The sequence below is a fragment of the Alicyclobacillus pomorum DSM 14955 genome (assembly GCF_000472905.1).
GTDB lineage: Bacteria > Bacillota > Bacilli > Alicyclobacillales > Alicyclobacillaceae > Alicyclobacillus_A > Alicyclobacillus_A pomorum.
Window position 1 is genome coordinate 226634 of record NZ_AXAR01000003.1, and the last position, 24671, is coordinate 251304.

Genomic DNA, 24671 nt, shown 5'->3' on the forward strand with positions numbered 1-24671 from the left:
AAGATTGTCGAATTCCGTTGGATTGGTTCTAGTTTTGTCGACGTGCAGGAGTTTGCCGGGCGCGAGGGGAATCAAGCTCTTCGAAGGCAGGGATTCTTGGAGGGAGAGTGCGAGTGGCCATGGAGACACACATCGTGAACGGCGTATTGGTGGTCCGCTTGCGGGGTGAACTTGATCATCATGCAGTCGAAAACATCCGCAACGATATTGAAGACGAGCTGGCGAAAACGCATTACCGGGGTCTGGTTCTGTCCTTTCGTGGGATTGACTTCATGGATAGTTCCGGACTCGGCTTGATTCTGGGGCGCTACCGCAGCGTCACTGGGCGAAACGGGAAGATGGCGTTGTGTGAAGTCACCCCGGCACTGCGACGCATTTTTGAGTTGTCTGGCATCCTTAAGGTAGTGCCGATGCACGATACTGAAGACAGCGCCGTACGTGCGGTGAAGGAGGCCTAGTCGGAGATGGCTCAGGACTGGACAAACGCTGTGTTGCAAGAGAACTATATGCGGCTTCAGTTTCCGAGCCGGTCGGAAAACGAATCGCTGGCACGCGTGGCCGTGTCTGCGTTTGCGATGCAGTTGGATCCGACGGTGGAGCAGTTGACGGAACTGAAGACGGCCGTTTCAGAGGCGGTGACGAACGCCATCATTCACGGCTACGAAAACATGGAAGGCGAAGTCAGATTGTACTGTGCCATCCACGAGGGTGCGATTGAAGTGGTGGTTGAGGACGACGGAAGTGGCATTGCAGATGTTGAGGAGGCGCGCCAGCCGCTCTATACGTCACGCCCTGAGTTGGAACGTTCAGGCATGGGCATTACCATCATGGAGAACTTCATGGACGAGGTCGTCATCGATTCGATTCCGGGCAAGGGGACCAAAGTCCGCATGAGGAAAGTGATTTGCAGGACTTCGGAATGTCAGTGACGGGAGTCTAGCACATGGATTACGCAAAAGGTACAGAGGACAAGGCGCGGAAGTACACGGACGACGAAATCCGAGATATGATTGCGGCCAGTCAACGGGGCGATGCCGGAGCGCGCGAACAACTTGTGCTGACCAACCAGCGTTTGGTGTGGGCGGTTGTGCAGCGATTCCTTGGGCGCGGATACGATGCAGACGACCTCTTCCAGATTGGTTGCATCGGCTTGATGAAAGCTATCGACAAGTTTGACCTCTCCTACGACGTGAAGTTTTCAACCTATGCTGTGCCCATGATTATTGGCGAAATTCAACGCTTTCTGCGTGACGACAGTACGGTGAAAGTCAGTCGGAGTCTCAAAGAGACTGCCCGTCACATTCGCCACGTACGCGACGACTTAGCGAAGTCGTTAGGCCGACAGCCGCACATTACAGAGATTGCGGAAGCCATGGGCATTGACCCAGCGGATGTCGTCTTCGCTCAAGAGGCGATGCGTGCTCCTGCCTCCATTCACGAAACCGTTTTTGAAAACGATGGGGATCCCATTTACCTGCAAGATCAGATTGCGGATCAAGACAGTGCCAGTTGGTTTGACAAGATTGCCTTGCACGAGGTGTTGAATCGACTCCCCGAACGGGAGCGGTTGATTGTCTACTTGCGCTTCTTCAAGGACAAGACTCAGTCGGACGTCGCACGGGTATTGGGCATTTCGCAGGTTCAGGTGTCCCGACTGGAAAAGCGCATATTAAATGCCATTCGGGAAGAACTATCGTAAATGTCCTACTTTTGAGCTAGTCGGTCAAGCGAATACCGCATCGAGGGCAACCAAAGCAATATCAAATGGAACCGGAAAAAGCTTCCTGTGACACCCTTCTGGGTATCATAGGGAGCTTTTTTCATTTGTTGTGTACTCTGTAAGATTTATCATCATGTCAAGCTGCCAGAAGGCCCCCTCGTGTACAACCAAGAGATCCAGGGCACACTACATCCCGGTTGATTGCTCAAGGAGGGACCTCTATGGCGACGAAAGCCAAAGCCAAGCCGCTAGACCCAAATGCCACCTATAAGCAGCTGGTAGACAAGCACCGCCCAGCGCGCCCGATGTTCAAAAACACGGTTCGAGCGTTCATCGTGGGTGGGTGTATTTGTGTCATTGGTCAGTTGGTTCAGATGTTCTTCATACGCGTGGCCGGATTCAGTCAGACAGATGCTGCGAATCCCACCGTGGCTGTGATGATTTTGCTTTCCGTGATTCTGACCGCGTTTGGGGTTTACGACAAATTCGCACAATGGGCTGGCGCTGGGTCAGCGGTGCCGGTGACCGGTTTCGCAAACACGATGGCGGCGGCGGCCATGGAACATCGCAGCGAGGGGTGGGTTACTGGTGTAGGCGGAAATATGTTCAAACTCGCTGGACCGGTGATTGTCTATGGCGTAGTAAGCGCCTTTTTTGTGGCTCTCGTGCGGTACATCATCTTTCATGTGTGAGGGGGGACCCGGTGTGCCCAGGGTTGGGAAGCAAACATGGGTGTTTTCAAGTGAGCCCCGCATTGTCGCGACAGGGACAGTTGCAGGTTTGGTGGAATCCGAAGGACCGTTTGGAGCGGATTTCGATGTGCGCTGCCGCGATGAGGCGTGTAAGACAACATGGGAAAAAATGGAGCAAGATCAATTCACTCAAGCCGTTCAAGTCGTCTTGCAAAAGGGAAGTGTCACTGCGAATGACATCGACCTCGTCTTGGGTGGCGATCTCAACGCCCAATTGACGGGCTTCTACTTCTCGCACCGAGATTTCGCGATACCAGCACTTGGGCTGTTCAGTGCCTGTGCGACCTTCACTGAGGCGTTGGCTGTAGCGGGCTTGGCCATCGACAGCGGCGTAGCCCACCGCGTATTAGCCGGTACATCCAGTCACTTTTCGACGGCGGAGCGGCACTTTCGCTTTCCTACGGAGTACGGAGCACAAAAACCACCGACCGCGCAGCGCACCGTGACCGGTGCAGGTGTCGCCTTAGTGGGGGAAACCGGCGGGAACGTGGCTATCACGCATGCTACCATTGGTGAAATCAAGGACTACGGCATTACGAGCCCGTGGGAAATGGGTGCGGCGATGGCACCAGCGGCCGAATCAACCATTGTTGCACATTTGAGTGACACGGGGCGCACGCTACGAGACTACGACTGTGTGGCGACCGGCGACCTGGGACGGATTGGTCATGCTATCCTGAAGGATTTGTTCGAACAGCGCGGTCTACCAATGGACACGGATCTGACCGACTGCGGGATGATGATCTTTCGCCCGGACCAGACTGAGGTGTTTAGCGGAGGTAGCGGTGCAGCGTGCAGTTCGCTCGTCACGTTGGCCCATTTCGTCAAAAAGTTAGAACAGGGTGAGTGGCGGCGGGTGCTCGTCGCTGCGACAGGTGCGCTGTTGTCGGCCGTCACTGCGCAACAAAAGGAGACCATCCCGGCAATTTGCCATGCCATTGTGCTTGAGCGAAAGGACGGATAAGATATGGCTGGGAACTGGATGATCTTTATTTGGGCTTTTTTGGTCGGCGGTGGCATTTGTGCCATCGGTCAAATCTTGCTCGACACCACGAAGTTGTCGCCAGGCCACATCATGGTCATCCTCGTTGTGGCTGGCTCGGTACTGGATGGTTTGGGCCTATATGATCCACTTGTGAAGTTCGCGGGCGCTGGCGCGACGGTCCCTATCACCAGTTTTGGAAACTCCCTGGTGCACGGGGCGCTGGCGGAGGCAGACAAGCATGGGCTCATCGGAATCATTACGGGTATCTTCGAGGTGACGAGCGCTGGCGTTTCAGCTGCCATCTTGTTTGCGTTTCTGGCAGCAGTGATTGCGCGCCCGAAAGGGTGAGTCAAGGCAGGGAGAGGGCATGGAACGGCGGGAAGTCATCATAGTGACGGATGGAGACCACTTTGCGAAACGCGCCTTGGAAATCGCTGCAAAGCAAATTCCTGCAAAGGTGATCTCGCAAACGGCGGGCAATCCCACCCGGCTGTCCGGGGTGGAGATTGTTCAATACATCCGCGAAGCAGATTTTGACCCAGTCATCGTGATGTTGGACGACAATGGAAACGGAAACGAGGCCAAGGGGGAACAAGCGCTTCAGGTGTTGCTCGCACACCCAGACATTACGGTCATTGGCGCGTTGGCTGTCGCGTCCAACACCTCTTGTGTCCGAGGGGTTCCGGTAGATTTCTCTATAGATTGTCATGGACAACGCGTGGAGACCGGCGTGAACAAAGACGGTGTACCCATTCGGCGTCACCTCGTCTACGGTGACACCGTCGACGCGCTCCGAAACTTAAAGGCTCCGGTCATTGTCGGCATTGGAGACATCGGAAAAATGGGCGGACGGGATGCGCCCGAGCATGCGGCACCCGTGACGACCAAAGCGCTGAAGGCGCTGATTGAAGCCTATCAGGAGTGGAAGCGGACGCGTGCGGCCCACTCCCAAGACGCGGACAGTGAATAGACTGGACTGAGAAATATTGTCCAGCGAGGTGATGAAGCGATGTTGAGCGCCTTGTTATTCCTGCCGCGCCTCTTCCGTTATTTTGGGTTGTTTCAAACGTTCATCGGCGTCGTCCGACCGCTGTGGCCTCATGTAACGCGCCTGTGGCAAAGAACACCGGTCCGCGGCGCCGTCTGACCGTCTTTTGCGCCTTTGCCGCTGTGCAGCGACACTGAGCAAATGATGTGTCGGTCTATGAGTTTGAGCGTTTCATAGGCAGAAGGTATACTGACTGCATCACTGCTTAAAGGCGGTACGCCCATGCCTGAGAAAATCGTTCAAAAGCTGTCTGGTACCATCCATGACGTCGTTGAAGTTGTGCAGAGAGGTCGTATTCGATACTTGCGTTTTGGCAGGGGAGGCGGCTGGCAAGGGGCCATGTATACGGATGGGCGCCCTCAACCGGTGTTTCCCTACCAACGCGCATTTACTTCTTTGGTGGAGACCGCCGATGAGGTCAGTTCCTTTCTCGCTTTCGGTGTCGGCAGCGGTACAGCCTTGCGAACGGTGCAGCAAGTGCATCCCAAGAGCCGACTGTACGGTCTGGAATTGGATGAGCGGGTCGTGGATGTCGCCATTCAGTACTTCGGTGCACCGAATCATCGTGCAGCAGACTACTGGATTGGGGACGGTGTCGCATTTCTTTGCAACACCGATGTCACGGTGGACTTGCTGTTCGTTGACGCGTACATGGCCAACCAAGTGTACGGACCATGTCTCCATCCAGATTTCACAGCGGTGCTTCATGCTGCAACCACTCCGTCGGGGGTAGCCGTTTGCAATGTCATCACGAGTTTTCCGCTGCGGGGCCGTGTGCGCGCGTTCCTGGAAGCCGCCAGTGGTCGGTTTGCGACAACGACGCTATTGCCTGTGGGCCCACCGCTACCCTACGCAGAGCAAAACGTACTCTGCGTGTTTTCGAAGTCCCCAGGGTATCTCGAACGGTGGAGGGCCGCGATGCGAAAAAGCCCTGCTTTGTACTTGCACGAACGGTGGTTGTGGCCCTTGCGTGCAAGGACTTTTCGAGGCTCTTCTATGGTATAATAGGGGCGCATTGCTGGGTCCGGCCGACGTGCCGTAAGCCGAACTTCGAAGGGGTATGATGGGTGTACAGTTTGTTTGGTCCAGATTTTATTTTTCGATTGATTGCCATTGTCGTTGGACTTGTCATACACGAATTTGCGCATGCGTGGACGGCAATGGTCCTGGGCGATAAGACCGCCAAGCACCAGGGGCGAGTCACCCTGAACCCGGTTGCTCATTTGGAGCCGATAGGCCTCCTGATGGTTTTGTTTGGACCGTTTGGCTGGGCCAGGCCGGTTCAGGTGAATTCATCCAATTTCAAGCATCCACGGACGGCGACACTGCTCGTTGCGCTGGCAGGACCTGTGTCAAACCTCATTTTGGCCATCATATGTCTGCTGGCATATCGCCCGTATTTCTTCAGCGGCACGCTCAGCACCGACGGATTTATCCCACAATTGTTGTCGTGGGCGGCTACGGTCAACGTGGCGCTCTTTGTCTTTAATCTGATTCCCATCCCACCGCTCGACGGGTCTCGAATCGCCTACAGTCTCTTGCCTTATCGTTGGGAGATGCAGTACCGCAAGCTGGAGCTGTACGGTCCCTTCATCATGTTGTTACTCATCATGATTCCACAAACGCGCAACGCCATTTTTGGCACGTTGCTGAATACCATCACGTACGGCCTCGCATCACTATTAGGATATTGAACCATGGCATATGAAATTGTTCTCGAACAGTTTGCAGGCCCGTTGGACCTGCTGCTTCACCTGATACAAAAGCATGAATTGGACATCTTTGACATTCCTATTGCTACGGTGACGGAACAATACTTGGCGTATCTCAGTGCGATGGAAGAGTTGTCTCTGGAAGTGGCCAGCGAATTTGTGGTCATGGCCGCTACGTTGCTCGCGATTAAGAGCCGCATGTTGTTGCCTCGTCCGTCGAAGGAAGCAGAAGAAGGTGCGGATGATACGGATCCTCGCGAAGAGCTGGTGCAGCAACTCCTTGAGTACCAGCGCTGCAAGTGGGCGGCTGAACAATTGCGAGAACGGGGCGTCTTGCAAAGCAACGTGTTTTCCCGGCCGCCCTTGGACCTTCGCCCGTACGCGCCCAATGAACCACCGCCTGTCGAAGGCGTTTCGCTGTGGGACTTGGTGGACGCGTTTCGAAAGTTGTTGTTGCGGGTCCCAACGGAGGAGAGAGTTGCCGAAATTCAAGGACAGGTGCTCTCCGTAGACGATGAGATGGACAAGCTTCTCTACCGCATGCGGATTCTCAAGAAAAGTACGTTCTTTGAACTCATTCAGAATACCCGCAGCCGGCACGCCCTGGTGACCTCGTTTCTGGCGTTGCTGGAACTCATGAAGGCGCATCTCGTCCGTTGTACACAGGTGCTTGCCTTTGGCGACATTCAAATTGTCCTCGTCGAAAAGGGAGAGGAGGGAGAGGAGGAATTGTGATTGTGTCGATGACGGGTGCTTTGGAAGCGGTGCTGTTCGCCGCGGGTAGCGAAGGAATGACCCTCGACGAAATTGCCGAAGTGCTGCAGTTGTCGGTCGATGAAACAAAGGCAGTCTGTCAAGAGTTGCAACAATCGTACCAGGAGCGGGATAGCGGGATTGAGCTGGTGGAACTCGGAGGCATGTGGCAACTGGTTACGAAACCTGAATATGCTGTATACCTTCGGAAAATGGCGACGGCGCCCATTTCCACGCACTTGAGTCATGCAGCGCTTGAGGTGCTCGCCATCGTAGCGTACAGGCAGCCTATTTCAAGAATTGAAATCGAAGCGATTCGGGGCGTTCAGTCCGACAGGGCGATTCAAACGTTGGTTCATCGGCAGCTGATTGCAGAAGTGGGTCGCCAGGAGGCACCTGGCAGGCCGATTCTGTACGGAACCACCACCACGTTTCTGCAGACTTTCGGATTGCGCAGTCTCGAAGACTTGCCGCCATTACCGGAGGAACCCGAGGTTCCGCAGGATCTCTCGCTGTTCCAACTGACGCCAGCGTTGCCGAGAGACTAGGTTCATAGTATAGACACGCTCAAACAGGAAAGTATAAAAACCGTCTCAAACGAAGGGACGGTTTTATTCATGTGGTGGATACTCATCCTTGCGGCGGGTGTACTCACTGTGGTTATGGCCATTGCATGTCTTCGTGTGCGCATGGAAGTGGAGCTCTCTCAGTCGAACAGCGATACGGACGGGTTCGTATACATCTCTACGCTGTTCGGACTTGTCAAGGTCCGAAAGCGCATTGTCAGTGTCAAGGTGACCATGAGTTCAGATGGGCCCGCTGTGGAAACGTTACACACGACACAGAATCGTGCCAAGACATCTGTGCTGACCACCCGCGAAGTGCTGCACATCATCCACCACTGGCAGCAGTGGCTGGCTCTGATTCGGGACGTCTGGCAGCAGTGTCGGAGCTTACTGAGTAAAGTTGCAATTCACGAGTTTCACGTGCGAGGAAGCGTGGGAACCGGTGATGTGGTCCTCACCGGGATGGCGTACGGGAGCTTGTGGGCGGCTGTGTCCAGCGTGGTGGGGCGGCTCACCTACCTTGCGCGGTGGAAAAGCACGCCAGATGTTCGCATCGACGCGAACTTCCAACAGGCCGAATTGCACATGTCTGTTCGGTGTATAGCCAACGTGCGCGCGGGGTATCTTATGATTACGGCAATGCGCCTTGTGCGCGTGTGGAGAAGGAGGACAAGTGATGGATCACCCAATCCAGGGACTCATGAAGACGGCCATGGAGAATATTCGCGAGATGGTCGACGTCAACACGATTATCGGCGATCCGGTTGAGACGCCGGACGGGACGGTCATTCTGCCGGTTTCGCGCGTTGGTTTTGGGTTCGCCGCTGGCGGAAGCGAATTCAACGCCGGCGACTCGAGTGGCTCGAGTGGGGCGTCTGCCGAGCATCCCTTTGGTGGTGGATCCGGGGGCGGGGTTTCCATCAATCCGATAGGATTTCTCATCGTGAACGGAAACAATGTGCGACTGCTGTCTACAGATAACCAGAACCAGCTGTACGACCGCCTGATTGATATGGCACCTGTTGTGGTCGACAAGATTCAATCGATGCTCAAGAACAATGGCGGTCAGAACACGCGCCCGATGTAGTCCAAACCCGTTTCAGGGCGCGCACCGACGTTTCCATCACGCGTACCATGCGTGCCGAAAACCCATCATGGTTGTCCTATTGCAGAGCGAGCTGGCATACCCTTGAAGTGACAGGTGTCTTCAGGGGGTGTGCCGGCTTGATTGACGTGATCTGGCTGTTGCTGTTTTGCTGTGGCGTGGTGACTGCTATGCTCACGGGGCACATGGACAGACTATCGGGTGCCATCATCGGTGGCGCTGAAACGGGAGTCGAGTTGTCCATCGGGCTCATCAGTGTCATCGCGTTTTGGCTGGGCATGATGAACATTGCTGAGAAAGCTGGCATGGTTCAGTGGATAGCCCAGAAACTGAAACCCATCGGGAAGTTTCTCTATCCGTCGGTGCCTGAGGATCACCCCGCAATGGGTGCCATCTTATTGAACATGAGCGCCAATCTGCTTGGTGTCGGGAACGCCGCGACGCCGCTTGGGCTGAAGGCCATGAGTGAATTGCAAAAGCTAAACAAGGACAGGGACACGGCCAGTGACGCCATGTGCACCCTGTTGGCGGTAAACACCGCGAGTATCACACTTCTTCCGACCACCGTGATTGCCATCCGAATGCAGTTCGGGTCCAAGGACCCCACGGCCATCGTTGGCACGACCATCGTTGCCACCGCCATCGGCACATTGGCAGCCATCTTGTTGGACAGGCTCTTCCGGAGACTTTCCCGGAGGAGGCGCAGTCACTGATGCAAACCATCATCACGACACTTTCCGCGTGGATGTTGCCCGTCTTAGTCACCTCTATACTGATAATAGGTTTTGCACGACGGGTTCCGATATACAATACGTTTGTCGATGGGGCAAAGGGTGGCTTTGGCACTGCCATTCGGTTGATTCCACACCTTGTTGCCATGATGGTGGCGGTCTCTGTCTTTCGCGCATCGGGTGCGATGGATTACCTGATTGCAGCCCTAAAGCCTGTTTTACATGTCTTGCATATTCCGCCCGAGGTCGCGCCCATGGGGTTACTGCGTCCCATTAGCGGGGTCGGCTCATTGGCGCTGATGACCGACATCTTCAAGGGGCAGGGACCCGATTCTTGGCTTGGGCAATTGGCCTCGACCATGCAAGCGGCCTCAGATACGACGCTCTACATTATCACGGTCTACTTCGGCAGCGTGGGCATTCGAAACATACGTTACGCTTTAAAAGTTGGACTATTGGCAGACTTTATCAGCGTGTTAGCAAGTGTTTTGGCGGTGTATTGGCTGATGGGGCCGATGCCAGGCGCATGAATTCGGACATTCGGCCGCGAATGGGTATAATGAGTAGTGGAACGCATCATGTACCCGGTTGGGAGAGGAATACGTGTTGGAACGCCTCCAGAAGATTCTCGCGCAGGCGGGAGTTGCATCGCGGCGGAAAGCAGAAGAATTGATTTTGGCAGGGAAAGTTGCCCTGAACGGCGAGATTGTCCGGGAACTTGGGACGAAGGCGAATCCCGAGAAGGACAAGATTACCGTCGATGGTCGCCCGATTACAATTCAAGCCACGGTCAATCTGATTCTCCACAAGCCTACATCCTACGTCACCACGGTGTCCGATCCGGAAGGTCGACGCACAGTCATGGACCTACTGACTGATGTGAATCAGCGGGTGTACCCGGTCGGCCGCCTTGATTACGATACGAGTGGTCTGCTGTTCATGAGCAATGACGGAGAACTGACCAATCGGCTGTTACACCCAAGGTACCACGTGGACAAAGTGTATCGGGCGACCGTGCTCGGAATGATTGAAAAACAAGCCGTGGAACAATTGACCCGCGGCGTGCGCTTAGAGGACGGGGTGACTGCGCCGGCGGAAGTGCACGTGTTGCGGAAACATCCGCTGGAGTCGGTCGTCGAGATTACGATTCGAGAAGGACGGAATCGGCAAGTCCGGCGAATGTTCGAAGCCGTTGGCCATCCCGTCAAACGACTGAAGCGGGTTCAGTTCGGGCCGCTCGTGCTCGATGATTTGAAGCCAGGGGAGTGGCGATGGTTGACACCGGATGAGTGGGCGGCTTTGTACGCGGCGGCTGACTTGGAACCGCCACCGTACGCGGGCCCCATCGAGAAAGCGCGGACCCCACAGAAAAAGAGGCAGAGTGGGAAGCGCCAGAGAGCCCAAACCGCAAGGCGGCGGTGACGGACGGAATCTCTTTGGGTGCTGACGATGAACTGCACATCCGCAGTGCCACATGCGGCGGGATCTTCCGCCGCTTTTCGTCATCCGGCCGTGTTGCTCAAGCGAACATAGATCGGCATAATGGACTCAGGGCAAAAGGGACGGGGGGAAGCAGAATGGAACAATCCAGAATACTGGTCGTCGATGACGAGGAGAGAATTCGTCGACTGGTTCGTATGTACTTGGAGAGGAATGGATTTGTAGTGGAGGAAGCAGCGGATGGGATAGAAGCGTTGCACATGGCGACGTCCCAGCCGTACTCCTTGATTATTCTAGATCTCATGTTGCCGGGGATGGACGGGCGCGACGTCTGTTCCCAGATCCGACAGCACTTGGAGACGCCTATCATTATGTTAACGGCGGCCGGTGACGAAATGCAGCGGATCCACGGGTTTGAGTTGGGCGCAGATGACTACGTCGTGAAACCGTTTAGCCCGCGCGAACTCGTGATGCGCGTCAAGGCGTTGCTGAAGCGGTCTGGCGAGCCAGAGCACGCAAAAGTTGACATGCAGCAAGTCCTGACGTTCCCGGAATTAGAAATTCACATCGATGCACGACGTGTGGAAGTGGCTGGACAGGAGATCAGTCTGACCCCGAAGGAGTTTGATCTGTTAGTCTACATGGCGCAGCGCCCGGACAAAGTGTTTGGCCGGGAGGAGCTGCTGCGAGACGTGTGGAACTATCAGTTTTACGGGGATCAGCGCACCGTGGATACTCACATCAAACGTCTTCGCGAAAAACTAGGACATGCCTCCGAGGCGGTCAGCCAGTACATTGTGACCGTCTGGGGTGTGGGCTACAAGTTTGAGGTCGTGCAGTGATTCGGAACAGTATCGTTGCAAAACTCTGGGTGACCATCGTCGGCATGGTCATCCTTGTTTTAGTGCTCCTGTCCATGTTGCTGCAACAGTTTTTTGACAACTACGTGTACCAACAACAGTCTCGGGAATTGACTCGATTGTCGGAGAGTGTACACGTTCTGCTTGAACACAATAACTTGACATTTGTGCAAAGTATCGCGGATCAACTCGCAAAAGTCCAAGATGCGCACATCGCCATTCAGGTACCCTACACGGCGTCTCCTACGTTGAGCGCGGTCTACCGTCAGTTTAGCGCCAAAGAGAGACAATCGTTTGACCGCGGCCAGCCAGTGATTGAACGTGGATTGATGAACGGAGCCGACACCGTGTCGGTCTATATGAAAGTTCCAACTGCAGGACAGCCGGGCATTCAGGTTGTGACGCAACAGATGAGCGTACTGAACGAGCCCATCGCTCGGATGCGAAACTTGATTCTGTTCGCCAGCGTGTTAGGCGTGTTAATGACGACGGGACTGGCGTTCGTCGTCTCGAAAAACCTGTCGCGCCCACTGGTGCAGATGAATCGCGCGGCAGAACAGATGGCCAAAGGTAACTTTAACGGGCGCATTCAGGTGGTGACAAACGACGAGGTCGGGCGGTTGGGCCGGACGTTCAACGCACTCGCCAATGAACTCGAGCAAACCATCGCCGCGCTGACGGTGGAGACAGATCAATTGAGCAGCATTTTGTCCTCATTGGAAGACGGAGTCGTCGCAGCGGATTTGCAGGGAATGATTACTCTCGCCAATCCCCCAGCGCTGCGGAGACTTGCCACGCTGGGACTCGGTGAATCTGGTGTGCCACAAGCCAGTGTTTTGCCCTCCCAGTTGAAGGACATTATGCAAACCGTGATTGCGGAGAAACGAACAACCGTCCGTGAAATGAGTATTCAGGGACGGGACATTGTCGTCACGATGACGCCCCTGTATCAGTCGGACGGATCCACGATACGAGGTGTCGTTGGCGTACTCAGGGATGTGACCGAAGAACGAAAGCTGGACCGCTTGCGCAAGGATTTTATTGCAAACGTGTCTCATGAGCTGCGAACGCCGCTCAGCATGATGCAGGGTTACGCCGAGGCACTGCAAGACGAATTTGGTGACAACCCAGAGCAACGCCGGGAACTGGCTGACATTATTCACGACGAGACGTTACGGATGAAACGGTTGGTCAACGACTTGTTGGATTTAGCCCAATTGGAATCTGGCCAATTCCAAATGAATTTCCAAGATCTTGACCTAACAGATATTGTGCGTCGCGTGGCACGCAAGTTCCAAGCGCTGGCTGGAGATAGGGAAATCCAGCTGTGCGTGGAGGTACCTGAGGAGCCTGTGTATGTGCAGGGGGATGCGGATCGGATGGAGCAGGTGTTCACCAACCTGATGGACAATGCCATCCGACACACCGGACCGAATGGCACAGTCACCATCGCCCTGCGCGAAAGCGGGGGGCATGTGCAGGTCCGCGTCTCGGACACCGGGAGCGGCATACCTGAGGAAGACATACCATATATTTGGGAACGCTTTTACAAGGCGGACAAAGCACGTACAAGAGGTAGTTCGGGAACCGGGTTGGGATTGGCCATTACCCGACAGATTGTACTGGAACACCGGGGAGACATCGTGGTAAACAGTACGGTTGGCGTCGGCACCACGTTTATCGTGTCACTGCCACGCGTGCAAGACCGTGCCGATGTTTGATGACCAGCAATTGGCAAAATCATGACGATTGCTCGATGACAAGTAACATGGTGGGGGGTTAGGGGAGGAATTTCATGTGGGATGGGTATACTATCTACGGCTGGTCGATACCAAATTTCAAGCCGACTGTTTAAAAGCGAGGCTTGAGGATGCGGAAGGCTGGCTCTATCGAAAGGTACCTAAGTATATCGGGGTGTATCGGACCCCAAGCGGAAGGTACGGAGTCAAGATATTGTGGTGAGCGATTTGCAAATTCCACGAAGGTCGTCGCGACTTTTGCAAATCGCTGATGGGAACAAACTGACAGGCGCCGTTCGCGGGCGCCTGTTGCAGCGAGTAAAGGGGGACCATCTGTGGGAGATCAGCAAGAATCAGCAGACGACAAACATCCCTGGCCCGGCTTGCCGAAGCCTTTGGTGCATCGGCTGTCCATGAAGTGGACCACACTGGAGTCCTTGCGTATTCTTCAACAACGCTTGTTAGCACGTGGAGCCCCATCCCAGGTTGTTCTGCTGACGACATCCGGACTTCTGCAAGGTCGATTGGCAGATATTTCAGAATCCTATGAGAGCAGTGTTGCACTTGATGCGGTATCCGATATCGACGTACCGTCTGCAGCTGTCCACTTGCGTACGGACCTATGGTCTATGTACGCCAGCAAGGACGAACAGATCACCCCTGTAGATTCAGCAGCTGTACTGCATCTTGAAGATGTGGTGATGAAAGTGGGTACCCGAAAGGTTCGGCTCAACCACTTGGGCGTCTTCGCGGACGAGGTTGTGGCATTTACGCTCAGTCCGGACCCCATTATCTAGTGAAGTTGGGCATTTTGCGCTGTTCGGCAATGAGATGAATCATCCTTGTCAGGAATTCGCGGTCTTCCTTGGGTAAGGTGCTCATCTGATGAGCCGCCTGCAGATACGGAGCGGATGCCTCGTTGAGAATGAAGTTTTGCAGGTACATCGGCAACTCGTCAGGTGATGACTTCATCTTCGGTGGCGTGAAATTGACAGATCCGTCGACGAGGGCTTCAATGGGTGCCCCGAGCGCATTGGCAAGGCGAAGCGCATATTCGAGAGAGGGCTGGCGCCTGCCGCGCTCAATGGATGAAATGTGTGGTGTTGAGATTCCGGACCGGAGCGATAGCTCCTGTTGCGACCACCGTAGATGGACACGCAGCCGGCGGATGCGTTTTCCAAAAGAATCTTCGTGTTCATTTTCCATTGGGTTTTCCTCCCTTGTTTCGGATATGTTTGCCACACCATCAATGTAAGATTTTCCATTGGGTTTGTAAAGATCATAAATTGAATTATATTAAAATATTGAATAGGGATGTCGTATGGCCGATTATCACGTCAATCTGGGAAATGTTTTTGAGGTCGCCAGGACATTGCAAGCGGAACGAGACCAGGTGCAGTTTATGACAGCGGTTACAGGTGCTGGGATCAGTGTCGCCAGCGGCCTGCCGCTACTCGAGGACGAGGTCCAGGATGTACCGCTGCGCGAGTTCTTTGCTCCGGAATTACTTCACGATTGCCCGCATCAGTACTACAAGGTTTACAGAGAAGCGTTGATGACGTGGAGAAAGGCAACGCCCAACGCTGCCCATTTCGCACTGGCCAAGGTCGGTGTCTGGATTGTTACGCAGAATGTGGATGGCCTTCATTGGGACGCGGGTTCCAAACACGTCATTGAACTACACGGCAACTTCCGAGAATTGCTTTGTAGGACTTGTCAACAAATATACTCAAGTCAGCTTGCACTGCGTAACGAGGTGCCAACGTGTACGGGCTGTCATCGACCTTTGGAACCGGGCATTGTGTTGGAAGGGCAGGAGATACGGCACTTCAGCCGCGCTGTCGATTGGGTCGGGCGCTCTCAACTGCTTTTTGTGGTAGGCACCATGCTGCAAATGGACCCCGTTCGGCGGCTTCCGCGCATCGCGAAGGACAACGGGGCACACGTGGTCTGGGTTAATGAAGAGGCGGAACGGGTGTTGCCTGTGCTCTGTCGGGCCCTGTTGACCCACTAAAAAGAGCCCGCCACAGCGCACTCCGCGGATCCCATGCATCGGTGGTCCATCTACCAGCGAGATTCTCGCCCGGAGGTGACGAAGGCGATGGCGATAAAAGCGCCAGCCATCCCCATAAAGACGGTGGCTAATGTGGGTGCATTCTGGGAGAAGAATAAGGCCGTCACGGCAAATATCACACACATAATGGCGATACCGGTGTAATACTTGAACACAGTTCCAGCACCTCCTAAGCCGACAATCACAACTTCATCATATCATCCGGTCAATATTTTTTGCAACGAAGATTCTGATAATTGATCGGCACTGTAACAATATGGTACACCTTGCATCGCTTAGGAAAGCTAGGATTTACCTATTTCCATCTCGATACCTGATTCGCTATAATAGGTCTAGACTTTCCCATATCCTTTTCCTGAACGCCCCCTAATCTGGTTGGTTTACCACAGGGGGCGTTCCTGTATCCGTGTGTTCCAAATGACACGTTGCCGCCACACTACGCTGGTGTTTGGCAACGGATTTCAGTATCATCAATCAATAATGTTGTCAGTCATGCGATGGAAGGCGTGTGTTCACTTGCTGCGATACAGTTTTATCAGTGAGAATAGCCGCAAGGCGAAGTATGTAAAGCATCTGTACGATCAGTTGAGAAGTAAAGTTCGGCGAGAGGACTGGGTGGCCACTGCGGACTGGGAAAACATCCATGGCCATGACGGGATACCCGTCCCTCAGAATGATAAAACGCGCGCCCTGAATCTGCGCCTTCAGGATGAGCACCTCAGCCCTTATATGAAGACCGATATGAATTTGTTTCAAATGCATATGCTCGACGAAACGGTGAAGATTGTCATCTTCCGCGCGCAAAATGGTTGGCTTTTGACGTATGAAGGCGTTTCCGAAGGGCCGCAACCGTTTGGTCAGAACGGCTATGATACGCGTTAAGTCCATGCCACGTGAATGAAGCGCTACGAAAATGTTGTAGAGGCTTTCGTTGCCCAATCCAAACGCCGTAGTGCCTGTTCCAGCAGAACAATCAGGTAGACAAACAGCAGCGCGTCGCCAATCCAGCTGTTGGCCAAGGCAAAAGCATCGTACAAGCCGTGTGCAAGGGCGGGAACCACATAAGCCCAGCCTCGGCTCTTCTGCGACCAGATGGAGCGCGCGAAATACGTCCCCATCAGAATCCCAAACATCAGATGGGCTGGCACTGCTGTGACGGATCGTAAAATAGCAGTAGAAAATCCCGAACTGGTTACATACAGAAGGTTTTCAACGGTGGCAAACCCGAGTGCCGTTGCGCCGGCGTAGACAATGCAGTCGATGGGGGACTTCATCAGCCCTCGCTGCAGGGCTGCCCGTTCGACGATGGCCGCCTTTAAGAACTCCTCCACCATGCCCGCCACGAAGAATGCGGTGACCACGAGGGTGAACAACCCGTGGAGATGTCCATCGAAACCACGATTCAACATGGCGCGCTCCAGCAGCCCGGCAGGAAGCACGATGGCGGCCCCCAAGAGATACAAGCGATAAACAGCGCGCTTCGGTTCGGGATGTAACTGGTCGCGCGAGTACAACCAAGTCAGAAGCAACAGAGCTGGCAATAACGCCAGGCAGATGTAGAACAAAGTGCAACGGCTCCTTTCAGGAAACTGAGACCCGCGACATGGACGGGTTGCCATTACTATGCGGAAAATGTACGGTCGTCATTCGGACGGGTCCTGTGTGGAAAGAGAGAGTGACAGTCATGACCATTCGGATCAAGGGGTTTCTACGCGAATTGCATCATAAGCCGGCAGACACTGTGGAGTACGTGTTCACGACGCACGACGGTGCACTCTCGATGTCTGACTGGCTTGGGAGAACGGTAGACATTCGGGTGACAGGTAACAAAAAGTGCATACACTGCGGTCGGTCCGTGAAAAAACTTTACCAGAACGGATACTGCTTTCCATGTGTCACCACACTCGCGGAATGTGATCTCTGTATCGTCAAGCCGCATGAGTGCCACTTTCACGAAGGTACGTGCCGCGATGAACAGTTCGGACAAACCCACTGTATGATCCCGCATTACGTGTATCTTGCATACTCAAGTACCGTGAAGGTGGGGCTGACGCGGAAAGGGCGGCAATTCACGCGGTGGGTTGACCAAGGGGCGTCGCGCGCCATCTTGTTGGCCGAGGTACCGACTCGAAAGTTGGCTGGCGAATTAGAAATGGAGATTGCCAAGGCGTTGCCGGACAAGACGGATTGGCGCAAGATGCTTCGGGACACCGGAGATGAGGAAGTGGATTTGCTGTCTGTCAAGCGAGAGGTGGTGGAACGCTTGCCGGAATCCTATGTACAGTACGTGCTTCACGAAGAACAGCAAGTACATCGGTTCCGTTATCCTCGGACCACAGGATTCGAAGTGAACCTCAAATCCATTTCCTTGGACAAACACCCTCAGGTGCATGGGGTTCTCCATGGAATGAAGGGACAGTATTTAATGCTCGACACAGGCGTCCTGAACATCAAAAAACATGCGGGATATGAGATTGAGCTGTCACTGGTGTAACGTGAACAGGGCTTCGGACCCCGATGTTGTCGTTCATTTCGCGCTCAGACACACTGCAGGGATGTAGTTTGTCGACTCTGGATAAAATACCCCTGAAAAGGGGGAGAGTCGATGTCCTGGGTTTATGAAGCGAGGTTGTACGACTCAAAATCTGTGGCATCGTACGTCGCCATGTGTGTCCGGGACGATTATGTACTGCGCGGGTTTCAGAATGTCAATGTACAAGTGTTCCGCACGCGGAAGGGGAATTACGGTATCCGCTATTCTGGGCAGGGGCGTCAGATCTGATGGCAGGATGTCCAGTGTGCAATGGGCTTGTGCAGCTGACAGCAAACTGCCCGAACTGCAAACATGTGGTCACAGACAATCTCCGAGTAGGGGAGTTGTTCGGACCCTACAGTCCTTATGAACCGTTGGAAACAGTGCCAGACCAAATTGGGATGATCCATCTAAATACATGTACGCACGTGGCGAATTGTCCGGGGTGTGGAACCGCCTCTTACTTCCTGGTGCATGTTCGGGTATGATAGAGACATGAACGACAGGATGAAGAGGGGCTGGGACCTTGGCGTCGTCGATGAGTTTGAAGTGGTGCAAGAAAAACCTTCAGAAATACTCACAGCCTGTATACGAGTTGTTGCAGGAAGAGAATCCTGACCTCAATATGGAAGTTGAGGATTGCGTGGACTGCTGCGGGCTGTGTACGGACGTGCCATTTGCATTGCGGAACAACGCCATCATTTCAGCGAGAGATGCGCGGGGGTTGTACGTAAAACTCAAGCAAGGTACCTCGTTCATGACGAAACCACCTCTACCCGGTACATATGCAGCTGTGATGATGGATTCTCGTATGGGCTCCAAAGAACCTGCTGCGGGAAACGCTGAGCGCTAGGCTGTCTCCCTGTTCGTTGTGTGTTCGGTTCAAGCGTATTCCCCATTGTCCCCGGTCATGCTGCTACATGCGGGGACATTTTTTATGGCCGTACCCATAAAAGATCTATGACATCCCCCACCTCTTGCCTAGCCATCTCTAGGCCATCGTGGATCAACGGTCGGAAACTTCACTGTTCTCGAGGACCGAGAATAAGATCTAGGGCAACGCATCCCAGTCCTCTATACCTGCGAGGTGACGGCCGACATGGTGCAACGTGTTAAACGCAAGGCAAGACGTGGAACGCGGGGTGCGGGGATTTCGCTGCCGGATTTTGTGAGTATCGTCGACAAGTACAAGAAGGCGGTTGTCGGTATCGAAGTCGTGCACCAGCCCAACCCACAACGAGGGTTTTCCTTTGGCATGCCTTGGGAGCGACGGGACGATACCCAGAACAGAACAGTCAATATCGGTACTGGATTTGTATTCGATCCGAGGGGATACATCCTCACCAATGAGCACGTGGTACACGGCGCATCGCAAATCATGGTTCGCGCGTATGGAAAAAAGAACCCCTTTCGAGCCTCCGTTGTCGGTTCTGATTACAAGCACGATATTGCCATTCTGAAAGCGCCCATCCCCATTCCGGACACCACTTTGAAAGTGGGTAGATCAAAAGATGCTCAAGTCGGCGAATGGGTGCTGGCGATTGGTTCTCCACTGGGGTTGGACCACTCAGTCACGGTCGGCATCATCAGCGCCACGGAGCGGCCGCTGCAGATTGGCGACAGAGACTATCCGAACCTGCTCCAAACGGATGCAGCCATTAACCGCGGAAACAGCGGTGGCCCCCTCATTAACTTGCGTGGTCAAGTGATTGGCATGAACACTGCGGTCAGTCAGAGCTCACAAGGCATTGGTTTCGCCATTTCGGCGGACATCTTACGGGAAGTCATTAAGCGTCTGTTGTAGCACCGTTTTCGTCGTTCCTCTACAGCGCGGCATGCCGGGTCTACATCTATGCATATCCTGACCCGGCCCCACATGCGTTTCCTTTGTATCCGGGCAACTAGCAAACCTCACTTTGAGGACGGCCTCCCGCTTGGACCTTTCGTGTCCCCTCCATGATTTGATGACGCGCACGTCATACCCTAACCTACATACGCATACACGGTCATGTCATCGCCAGCGATGGTTCTGATTGCATACTACACCTCGCGATTCCCAGAGTAGCCGTCAGGTTCGTTGACTTGCCAACCCTCAAGTGTCACTATTACATGTGAGCGATTTGCAAAATTCCACTAGAGTGGTTCATGTCGAGCGGGTCATTGTGGTGCACGCTCGGCGATATGACGAATGAGGTGATGAATTTGGCATACGAGAAGGCAGGAGTGCTTCAGTACTCTAAGGAAGAATTGAAAGAAATTTTGAAGAATCAGTCTGCCAAGGTCATCGATGTGCGGACGGAAGAGGAGTATGCCGCGGGCCACATTCCATCGGTCCCCTTGCGACCCATGCAGGAATTGCCGGAATGGGTCAACGAGTTGGACCCATCCGAGCGATATGTTTTCGTTTGCAGAAGTGGCGGTCGGTCGCAAAAGGTGGCCTCTTATCTGAAAGAAAACGGGTTTGAACACGTCGCGAACTTCGAGGGCGGCATGTTGGCCTGGGATGGAGAGTTAGAGACAGAGTCCTAACTGTAGGAGTTCACGTAGGAAGCCAGGAAGAAAAAGTATTTCGACTTTGTTTCATAGAAGTGACGAAGTATGTCTGGGATGGACGACGCATGCGTCCATCCCTGTTTTTTTAGATCCGTTGTGACGTCTTCCAATCGAAAACCCGCGCCTTGGAATGTGACACCAGCCTCCAGCGCGTCCCACGCGTGCCTGGAAATGGCGGATCGATAGAGGTTGTGCGCCGACTTGATGCTGTAAATGGTGAAGTGCCCGTTTTCAAGCACGGTCACAATGGCGGAGGGGGTAAATACGAAATCTCCTGGCGGTTCCACGTCGAGGATATATACTTTACGGATTGCAACATCCATGGGTTCTGTAGCTCCCTTCTTGATGGAACTGTACAAGGAACTGCCTAGGATTGCAACTACAGGCTTCGGCCTACGCAGGGCGAGTGGCGGTAACATACCATGTGGCGAACGAGGGGAGGGGATTGTGCGTGGAGTATCAGGACGCGCTTGCAGTTCTCGGAGTCGGCACCGCCCATCCCGGTGGACTGGACAGTACCATGATGTGGATAAAAGAGATTCCCTGGACAAACTCGATGTCTGTACTCGATGTCGGGTGTGGAACGGGTCGCTCCTTGCTAGAGATCAAAAGGCGGGCCGGTTGCACCGTATGCGGTGTGGACGTACGCAGCAAGATGATTGCCAAGGCCGAAAAACGGGCCGCCCAACTTGGGGTTACGGCGAAGTGGCTGGTGGCAGATGCCGAATCTCTACCATTTGGGGATGAAGCATTCGACGTTGTGGTCACAGAATCTGTAAACGTCTTTCTACAACCAGGTAACGCCTTGCAGGAGTATTATCGGGTGTTAAAGCAAGGGGGGTGGTATGTGGACGTGGAGATGCTGACGCTTGCGCCTGTGCCACCTGAATGGAAATCTTCTGCAATGCAGGTATACGGTGCGAAATTGGTGCCGGATCAGTCGGAGTGGAAACGCCTCTACCGGGCGGCAGGATTTGTCGACCTACGAGTTCTAGGTACGCGAGCTGTCGTTCCGGAGCAAATGATGGAGACGGATCAGAAGTACCCAGACGAGGTCAATTTGGCAGACAATCACGCGTATGCAAACGAAGAACTCGTTCATGTTCTGTCTGCGAACGCGGCATGGCTTGAGAAACATCACAAATGGCTTGGTTACGGTGTGTTTCTCATGAGAAAACCCAAGGATTGGGCATAACCCGTCAGCGGAAGGGGCAACGTATATCTGACACCTTTGCGAAGGAGGTGGACCTCGTGCACGATGCGCAGAAAGAGCGGTTTGATGCGATGCGCGAACTTGTCGATGAAGCCTCAAGAGCAGTGGAATCCATGCGGAGCATTGTACAGTCTGAACTGATGAATGTACGCAACGATTCCTCTCGACAGGCAGAGCAGTTGCAGCGCATTCAACAGGATGCGGGCAGAGCCGTTTATGCGTTGTCCCAAACCGTGGATTTAGCTCGACATGCCCGTTCGTATCAAGCGCAGACTCATAGCAGTCACGAAGGGAACAAGCCTCAGTAAAGGTGCAGCGGCCTCGCATGGCGGGGCCTTTTTTATTGATGATCCCCTCACAGTGGCAGCAGTACCGGTTTGAAGTTCACATAGTCTGCGCTGACAAGCCGATACTCCACTCCATTCTTGATGCCTTCAAATGCAAATCGGTGTGCGGCGCCGTGTAGATGCCCGTAGACGCAAAGGCGAACCTGAAACGCTTCCAGAACTTCCGTAAACAGCGTGTCTTCACCCTCCATTCCGCATGGCGGATAGTGAAGCATGGCGATGATGGGAAGGCCGTAGGTTGCAGCTCGTTCGAGCGACATCTTCAGACGCCCCACTTCTCGTGTGTGAATCACTTCATCATCCGCTGTAAACTTCGGGTGCGTTGGTAAAATCCAGCCGCGACTGCCGCAAATGGCATATCCATGCAGAGAAAGGGAATCGTTCTGGATAGCATAGCATCGACTTGGCAACGCGTTCCTCACCTTGCTTATACCGTTCCACCAATAATCGTGATTCCCGCGGATCATCACTTTGTCTCCGTGTAAGCGACCAATGTAATCCAGGTCTGGACGTGCCTCTTCAAGTGTCATAGCCCATGAAATATCGCCCGGAATCAATACGACGTCATCGTCGGAAACCATCTGGTTCCAGTGTTCTGCAATTTTTTCTGCGTGATGGTCCCAACCAGACCCGAATACGTCCATGGGTTTGTCGACCGCGTGTGAGAGATGCAAATCCCCCAGTGCGTAAAATGCCATGTGTGTCCTGATCCCCTTTCTCCAAAGAGAATAGCATTGTGGCGATGCAGGATTCCAGTTTCCCGACGCGATGGTTTGATGCTTCGCATCATCGACACCCCCGGTTTGGGCAGTCAGAATGAAGACGTGGGAGTGGTGCAACCGATGTGGACGGACGAACAGCAAACCATTATCACGTCTCCGATGGGCAACCAAGTTGTATATGCTGCTCCGGGCAGTGGGAAAACGGCGGTGCTCACCCAGCACATCGCAAGCGTCATTGAAAACAAACAGGCTGCACCGGCAGAAATCATGGCGGTGACGTTCACAAAACAGGCAGCCTTGGAGATGCGGACAAGACTCGGCACGCGCACCTCACTCAGCTTTCGACAAGCGGAAACAGTGCGCATCGGAACGTTTCACGCCCAGGTCTTTCAGTGGGTCCTCAGGCATACGCCGGACGTACCGGTCATCCTCCGCCAGACTGAGCAGTTGCAATTTCTTAGCGCAGCCATGAAGGCGGCGGGATGGCAAGGCGGGCATCGGCCGCATGCAATTCTGTCTGTCTTAAGTGCGGTGAAGTCCACGTGGCCACACCGGCCGTTGCCTGACCGTCTCCACCGTATCATCGCCTTGTACGAGATATTGAAGCGAAGAAACGGTCGTTGGGACTTTGACGATATCCTCAGCTATTGGTGCCAACTCTCTGATGACGGCCGTGTTCTCTCTGTGCCGAAGACGCGATATATCTTAGTGGATGAATTTCAAGATACGAATCAAATCCAGTGGTATGTCTTGCAACGACTGGTGGAAATCAGCGGTTGTCACTTGTTTGCGGTGGGAGATGACGACCAGGCGATTTACGGTTTTCGGGGCGCAGATCCCGCATGGCTCATCCAGTTTCCGAGGCGGATGGAAAGATCGGCGGTCCATTACTTGAGTCGAAATTTCCGCTCAGATATTCGTATTGTTGAATCTGCTGGACAGTTGATCCAGCACAATCGACACCGGACCGCAAAGCAGATGGTGCCACATTCACAGCGTTTGGGCGACTGTGTAGTCATTGTCCATCACGACACTGCTGGCGAATACCAGTGGATTCAGCGGCGAGTGGCATACTTATCTGCGCAACGGGATCTCTATACAATAGGCATTCTGGCGCGTACGCGTGTGGAACTCGCACGTCTTCACGCTCAGGCGGGTGCATTCCTGAATAACGGGGAAGGAGTCTCGGTGGAGTTCCGTACCTTTCACGACGCGAAGGGGAAAGAATGGGACGAGGTACATATTCTCGATGTTGTAGAGAAAAATCCATTTCTCGCGGAGTGGAGTGAGGATTCTGCCTTCCTCGAAGAAGAGAGACGCCTTTTCTATGTCGCAATGACTCGCGCTCGGCACTCGCTCCTATTGCACTGGCCGCGTCATATTGACGGGAGGAGAACACAGCGTAGTCGATTCGTGGCAGAGGCAGGGCTGGCGGGGGAATGCATGGATGCCAAAGACGTCCGTGTTGAGGCTGGCAAACCGACTGTGCAATACTCGGCGGGGGTGCCGGTGCGGCGGTAATGAAAAATGAAGCAGCAAAACGCGTTACATCAGCGTTTTGAAGTTGACTTCGGGCTCAGGAAACAATTGCCTCTAGATCTTTAAAAGATTTTCGTGCTATATTATTCGACGTCGCTTCGACAACGAGTGAAGCGGTCGGACAGCAAAACCAAACATTTTCGCTTTACTTGTAATGAGTGGAATGTGGTAACATACTTGAGCTGTCTCGGGGCGGAGACTCCGGTCAAAGCTCCAACACAGAGTGGTTCCTTGAAAACTAAACACGCGCAGAGAGTGATTCAAAACACGCAAGTGTTT

General features: G+C 53.9%; 34 protein-coding genes. 29 read left to right on the top strand and 5 right to left on the bottom strand.

The window, feature by feature from the left end:
* Positions 1–119: 119 nt before the first annotated feature.
* From spoIIAA to YWK_RS0104975, 19 genes are all read left to right on the top strand, one after another.
* Positions 120–458: an anti-sigma F factor antagonist gene (spoIIAA, locus tag YWK_RS0104875; RefSeq protein WP_035466113.1), complete on the top strand. Its 339-nt coding sequence runs from the start codon at positions 120–122 to the stop codon at positions 456–458.
* A gap of 6 nt (positions 459–464) precedes the next feature.
* Positions 465–929 carry an anti-sigma F factor gene (spoIIAB, locus tag YWK_RS0104880; RefSeq protein WP_035466003.1) on the top strand — a complete coding sequence of 155 codons (465 nt, stop codon included), beginning with the start codon at positions 465–467 and terminating at the stop codon, positions 927–929.
* 14 nt (positions 930–943) lie between these two features.
* Positions 944–1699 (top strand): RNA polymerase sporulation sigma factor SigF, encoded by a 756-nt coding sequence (gene sigF, locus YWK_RS0104885; RefSeq protein WP_026963921.1) that lies wholly within the window; start codon positions 944–946, stop codon positions 1697–1699.
* Positions 1700–1941: 242 nt separating this feature from the next.
* Complete coding sequence (spoVAC, locus tag YWK_RS0104890; RefSeq protein WP_026963922.1) at positions 1942–2412, top strand: stage V sporulation protein AC; 471 nt, start codon at positions 1942–1944, stop codon at positions 2410–2412.
* Between the two features lie 13 nt (positions 2413–2425).
* On the top strand, positions 2426–3436 hold the full coding sequence (spoVAD, locus tag YWK_RS0104895) for a stage V sporulation protein AD (RefSeq protein ID WP_026963923.1): 1011 nt from the start codon (positions 2426–2428) through the stop codon (positions 3434–3436).
* 18 nt (positions 3437–3454) lie between these two features.
* The gene (gene spoVAE / locus YWK_RS0104900) at positions 3455–3805 is read left to right on the top strand and encodes a stage V sporulation protein AE (protein ID WP_026963924.1); all 351 of its coding nucleotides are present in this window, start codon (positions 3455–3457) and stop codon (positions 3803–3805) included.
* A gap of 19 nt (positions 3806–3824) precedes the next feature.
* Complete coding sequence (locus tag YWK_RS18395) at positions 3825–4427, top strand: stage V sporulation protein AE (protein WP_084453485.1); 603 nt, start codon at positions 3825–3827, stop codon at positions 4425–4427.
* Between the two features lie 300 nt (positions 4428–4727).
* A complete protein-coding gene (locus YWK_RS18400; protein ID WP_051375150.1) occupies positions 4728–5510 on the top strand; it encodes a spermidine synthase in 783 nt (260 codons plus the stop codon).
* Positions 5511–5572: 62 nt separating this feature from the next.
* A complete protein-coding gene (locus YWK_RS18405; protein ID WP_035466006.1) occupies positions 5573–6199 on the top strand; it encodes a site-2 protease family protein in 627 nt (208 codons plus the stop codon).
* Between the two features lie 3 nt (positions 6200–6202).
* On the top strand, positions 6203–6952 hold the full coding sequence (locus tag YWK_RS0104925) for a segregation and condensation protein A (protein WP_026963925.1): 750 nt from the start codon (positions 6203–6205) through the stop codon (positions 6950–6952).
* 8 nt (positions 6953–6960) lie between these two features.
* Positions 6961–7518, top strand: a complete 558-nt coding sequence (scpB, locus tag YWK_RS0104930; RefSeq protein WP_035466117.1) for an SMC-Scp complex subunit ScpB — start codon at positions 6961–6963, stop codon at positions 7516–7518.
* A gap of 69 nt (positions 7519–7587) precedes the next feature.
* Positions 7588–8304: a DUF2953 domain-containing protein gene (locus tag YWK_RS0104935; RefSeq protein ID WP_026963927.1), complete on the top strand. Its 717-nt coding sequence runs from the start codon at positions 7588–7590 to the stop codon at positions 8302–8304.
* The gene (gene ytfJ / locus YWK_RS18410; protein WP_035466008.1) at positions 8213–8623 is read left to right on the top strand and encodes a GerW family sporulation protein; all 411 of its coding nucleotides are present in this window, start codon (positions 8213–8215) and stop codon (positions 8621–8623) included. The genes YWK_RS0104935 and ytfJ overlap by 92 nt, the downstream gene beginning before the upstream one ends.
* Before the next feature lie 137 nt (positions 8624–8760).
* Positions 8761–9354 carry a nucleoside recognition domain-containing protein gene (locus YWK_RS0104945; protein ID WP_026963928.1) on the top strand — a complete coding sequence of 198 codons (594 nt, stop codon included), beginning with the start codon at positions 8761–8763 and terminating at the stop codon, positions 9352–9354.
* The gene (locus YWK_RS0104950; RefSeq protein WP_026963929.1) at positions 9354–9902 is read left to right on the top strand and encodes a spore maturation protein; all 549 of its coding nucleotides are present in this window, start codon (positions 9354–9356) and stop codon (positions 9900–9902) included. The genes YWK_RS0104945 and YWK_RS0104950 overlap by 1 nt, the downstream gene beginning before the upstream one ends.
* Before the next feature lie 76 nt (positions 9903–9978).
* Positions 9979–10794 (top strand): pseudouridine synthase, encoded by an 816-nt coding sequence (locus YWK_RS0104955; RefSeq protein WP_026963930.1) that lies wholly within the window; start codon positions 9979–9981, stop codon positions 10792–10794.
* A gap of 155 nt (positions 10795–10949) precedes the next feature.
* Positions 10950–11654, top strand: coding sequence for a response regulator transcription factor (locus tag YWK_RS0104960; RefSeq protein ID WP_026963931.1), 705 nt, complete (start codon positions 10950–10952; stop codon positions 11652–11654).
* Positions 11651–13393, top strand: a complete 1743-nt coding sequence (locus tag YWK_RS0104965; RefSeq protein WP_026963932.1) for a HAMP domain-containing sensor histidine kinase — start codon at positions 11651–11653, stop codon at positions 13391–13393. Before YWK_RS0104960 ends, YWK_RS0104965 begins: the two co-directional genes overlap by 4 nt.
* Positions 13394–13746: 353 nt before the next feature.
* Entirely contained in the window at positions 13747–14208 is a 462-nt protein-coding gene (locus tag YWK_RS0104975; RefSeq protein ID WP_026963933.1) for a hypothetical protein, read from the top strand.
* Here the strand turns inward: YWK_RS0104975 and YWK_RS0104980 are convergent.
* The gene (locus YWK_RS0104980) at positions 14201–14617 is read right to left on the bottom strand and encodes a helix-turn-helix domain-containing protein (protein ID WP_026963934.1); all 417 of its coding nucleotides are present in this window, start codon (positions 14615–14617) and stop codon (positions 14201–14203) included. The two genes, YWK_RS0104975 and YWK_RS0104980, sit on opposite strands and share 8 nt — an antisense overlap.
* A 115-nt stretch (positions 14618–14732) precedes the next feature.
* Between YWK_RS0104980 and YWK_RS18415 the strand changes: the two genes are divergently transcribed.
* Positions 14733–15425: a Sir2 family NAD-dependent protein deacetylase gene (locus YWK_RS18415; protein WP_051375152.1), complete on the top strand. Its 693-nt coding sequence runs from the start codon at positions 14733–14735 to the stop codon at positions 15423–15425.
* A gap of 50 nt (positions 15426–15475) precedes the next feature.
* Here the strand turns inward: YWK_RS18415 and YWK_RS22100 are convergent, their stop codons facing one another.
* Positions 15476–15640 (bottom strand): hypothetical protein, encoded by a 165-nt coding sequence (locus YWK_RS22100; protein WP_169727141.1) that lies wholly within the window; start codon positions 15638–15640, stop codon positions 15476–15478.
* A 361-nt stretch (positions 15641–16001) separates the two neighbouring features.
* Here YWK_RS22100 and YWK_RS0104995 point away from each other — a divergent pair, with 361 nt between their 5' ends.
* Complete coding sequence (locus tag YWK_RS0104995) at positions 16002–16367, top strand: hypothetical protein (protein ID WP_156909033.1); 366 nt, start codon at positions 16002–16004, stop codon at positions 16365–16367.
* A 23-nt stretch (positions 16368–16390) separates the two neighbouring features.
* Here YWK_RS0104995 and YWK_RS18420 read toward each other — a convergent pair whose 3' ends face one another.
* Positions 16391–17050, bottom strand: a complete 660-nt coding sequence (locus YWK_RS18420; RefSeq protein WP_245578510.1) for a PrsW family intramembrane metalloprotease — start codon at positions 17048–17050, stop codon at positions 16391–16393.
* 119 nt (positions 17051–17169) lie between these two features.
* On the opposite strand from YWK_RS18420, the gene YWK_RS0105005 reads away from it, so the two are divergent.
* The 5 genes from YWK_RS0105005 (at position 17170) to YWK_RS0105025 (ending at position 20547) form a co-directional block, all read left to right on the top strand.
* Positions 17170–17979, top strand: coding sequence for a DUF2797 domain-containing protein (locus YWK_RS0105005; protein WP_035466123.1), 810 nt, complete (start codon positions 17170–17172; stop codon positions 17977–17979).
* Between the two features lie 111 nt (positions 17980–18090).
* Entirely contained in the window at positions 18091–18267 is a 177-nt protein-coding gene (locus YWK_RS22105) for a hypothetical protein (protein ID WP_169727142.1), read from the top strand.
* Between the two features lie 277 nt (positions 18268–18544).
* Positions 18545–18871, top strand: coding sequence for a DUF1450 domain-containing protein (locus YWK_RS0105015; RefSeq protein WP_026963937.1), 327 nt, complete (start codon positions 18545–18547; stop codon positions 18869–18871).
* A 246-nt stretch (positions 18872–19117) separates the two neighbouring features.
* Positions 19118–19822, top strand: a complete 705-nt coding sequence (locus YWK_RS0105020) for a S1C family serine protease (RefSeq protein WP_026963938.1) — start codon at positions 19118–19120, stop codon at positions 19820–19822.
* 398 nt (positions 19823–20220) lie between these two features.
* Positions 20221–20547, top strand: coding sequence for a rhodanese-like domain-containing protein (locus YWK_RS0105025; RefSeq protein WP_026963939.1), 327 nt, complete (start codon positions 20221–20223; stop codon positions 20545–20547).
* Here the strand turns inward: YWK_RS0105025 and YWK_RS0105030 are convergent.
* Positions 20544–20894: a hypothetical protein gene (locus YWK_RS0105030; RefSeq protein ID WP_026963940.1), complete on the bottom strand. Its 351-nt coding sequence runs from the start codon at positions 20892–20894 to the stop codon at positions 20544–20546. The genes YWK_RS0105025 and YWK_RS0105030 overlap by 4 nt on opposite strands.
* Before the next feature lie 128 nt (positions 20895–21022).
* Here YWK_RS0105030 and YWK_RS20805 point away from each other — a divergent pair, with 128 nt between their 5' ends.
* Both YWK_RS20805 and YWK_RS0105040 read left to right on the top strand, forming a co-directional pair.
* Entirely contained in the window at positions 21023–21766 is a 744-nt protein-coding gene (locus tag YWK_RS20805) for a class I SAM-dependent methyltransferase (RefSeq protein ID WP_051375155.1), read from the top strand.
* Between the two features lie 56 nt (positions 21767–21822).
* Entirely contained in the window at positions 21823–22092 is a 270-nt protein-coding gene (locus tag YWK_RS0105040) for a hypothetical protein (protein WP_026963941.1), read from the top strand.
* Positions 22093–22139: 47 nt separating this feature from the next.
* On the opposite strand, the gene YWK_RS0105045 is transcribed toward YWK_RS0105040, so the two are convergent.
* Complete coding sequence (locus YWK_RS0105045) at positions 22140–22829, bottom strand: metallophosphoesterase (protein ID WP_026963942.1); 690 nt, start codon at positions 22827–22829, stop codon at positions 22140–22142.
* 78 nt (positions 22830–22907) lie between these two features.
* Between YWK_RS0105045 and YWK_RS0105050 the strand changes: the two genes are divergently transcribed.
* The gene (locus YWK_RS0105050; protein WP_026963943.1) at positions 22908–24374 is read left to right on the top strand and encodes a UvrD-helicase domain-containing protein; all 1467 of its coding nucleotides are present in this window, start codon (positions 22908–22910) and stop codon (positions 24372–24374) included.
* Positions 24375–24671: the final 297 nt, after the last annotated feature.

Bases quoted from the DNA above. Each gene is read 5' to 3' on its own strand.
- spoIIAA (WP_035466113.1), top strand. From the start codon at position 120: ATGGAGACACACATCGTGAACGGCGTATTGGTGGTCCGCTTGCGGGGT.
- spoIIAB (WP_035466003.1), top strand. From the start codon at position 465: ATGGCTCAGGACTGGACAAACGCTGTGTTGCAAGAGAACTATATGCGG.
- sigF (WP_026963921.1), top strand. From the start codon at position 944: ATGGATTACGCAAAAGGTACAGAGGACAAGGCGCGGAAGTACACGGAC.
- spoVAC (WP_026963922.1), top strand. From the start codon at position 1,942: ATGGCGACGAAAGCCAAAGCCAAGCCGCTAGACCCAAATGCCACCTAT.
- spoVAE (WP_026963924.1), top strand. From the start codon at position 3,455: ATGATCTTTATTTGGGCTTTTTTGGTCGGCGGTGGCATTTGTGCCATC.
- YWK_RS18395 (WP_084453485.1), top strand. From the start codon at position 3,825: ATGGAACGGCGGGAAGTCATCATAGTGACGGATGGAGACCACTTTGCG.
- YWK_RS18400 (WP_051375150.1), top strand. From the start codon at position 4,728: ATGCCTGAGAAAATCGTTCAAAAGCTGTCTGGTACCATCCATGACGTC.
- YWK_RS0104925 (WP_026963925.1), top strand. From the start codon at position 6,203: ATGGCATATGAAATTGTTCTCGAACAGTTTGCAGGCCCGTTGGACCTG.
- scpB (WP_035466117.1), top strand. From the start codon at position 6,961: ATGACGGGTGCTTTGGAAGCGGTGCTGTTCGCCGCGGGTAGCGAAGGA.
- YWK_RS0104935 (WP_026963927.1), top strand. From the start codon at position 7,588: ATGTGGTGGATACTCATCCTTGCGGCGGGTGTACTCACTGTGGTTATG.
- ytfJ (WP_035466008.1), top strand. From the start codon at position 8,213: ATGGATCACCCAATCCAGGGACTCATGAAGACGGCCATGGAGAATATT.
- YWK_RS0104950 (WP_026963929.1), top strand. From the start codon at position 9,354: ATGCAAACCATCATCACGACACTTTCCGCGTGGATGTTGCCCGTCTTA.
- YWK_RS0104960 (WP_026963931.1), top strand. From the start codon at position 10,950: ATGGAACAATCCAGAATACTGGTCGTCGATGACGAGGAGAGAATTCGT.
- YWK_RS0104980 (WP_026963934.1), bottom strand. From the start codon at position 14,617: ATGGAAAATGAACACGAAGATTCTTTTGGAAAACGCATCCGCCGGCTG.
- YWK_RS18415 (WP_051375152.1), top strand. From the start codon at position 14,733: ATGGCCGATTATCACGTCAATCTGGGAAATGTTTTTGAGGTCGCCAGG.
- YWK_RS0105005 (WP_035466123.1), top strand. From the start codon at position 17,170: ATGACCATTCGGATCAAGGGGTTTCTACGCGAATTGCATCATAAGCCG.
- YWK_RS22105 (WP_169727142.1), top strand. From the start codon at position 18,091: ATGTCCTGGGTTTATGAAGCGAGGTTGTACGACTCAAAATCTGTGGCA.
- YWK_RS0105020 (WP_026963938.1), top strand. From the start codon at position 19,118: ATGGTGCAACGTGTTAAACGCAAGGCAAGACGTGGAACGCGGGGTGCG.
- YWK_RS0105030 (WP_026963940.1), bottom strand. From the start codon at position 20,894: ATGGATGTTGCAATCCGTAAAGTATATATCCTCGACGTGGAACCGCCA.
- YWK_RS0105045 (WP_026963942.1), bottom strand. From the start codon at position 22,829: ATGGCATTTTACGCACTGGGGGATTTGCATCTCTCACACGCGGTCGAC.
- YWK_RS0105050 (WP_026963943.1), top strand. From the start codon at position 22,908: ATGCTTCGCATCATCGACACCCCCGGTTTGGGCAGTCAGAATGAAGAC.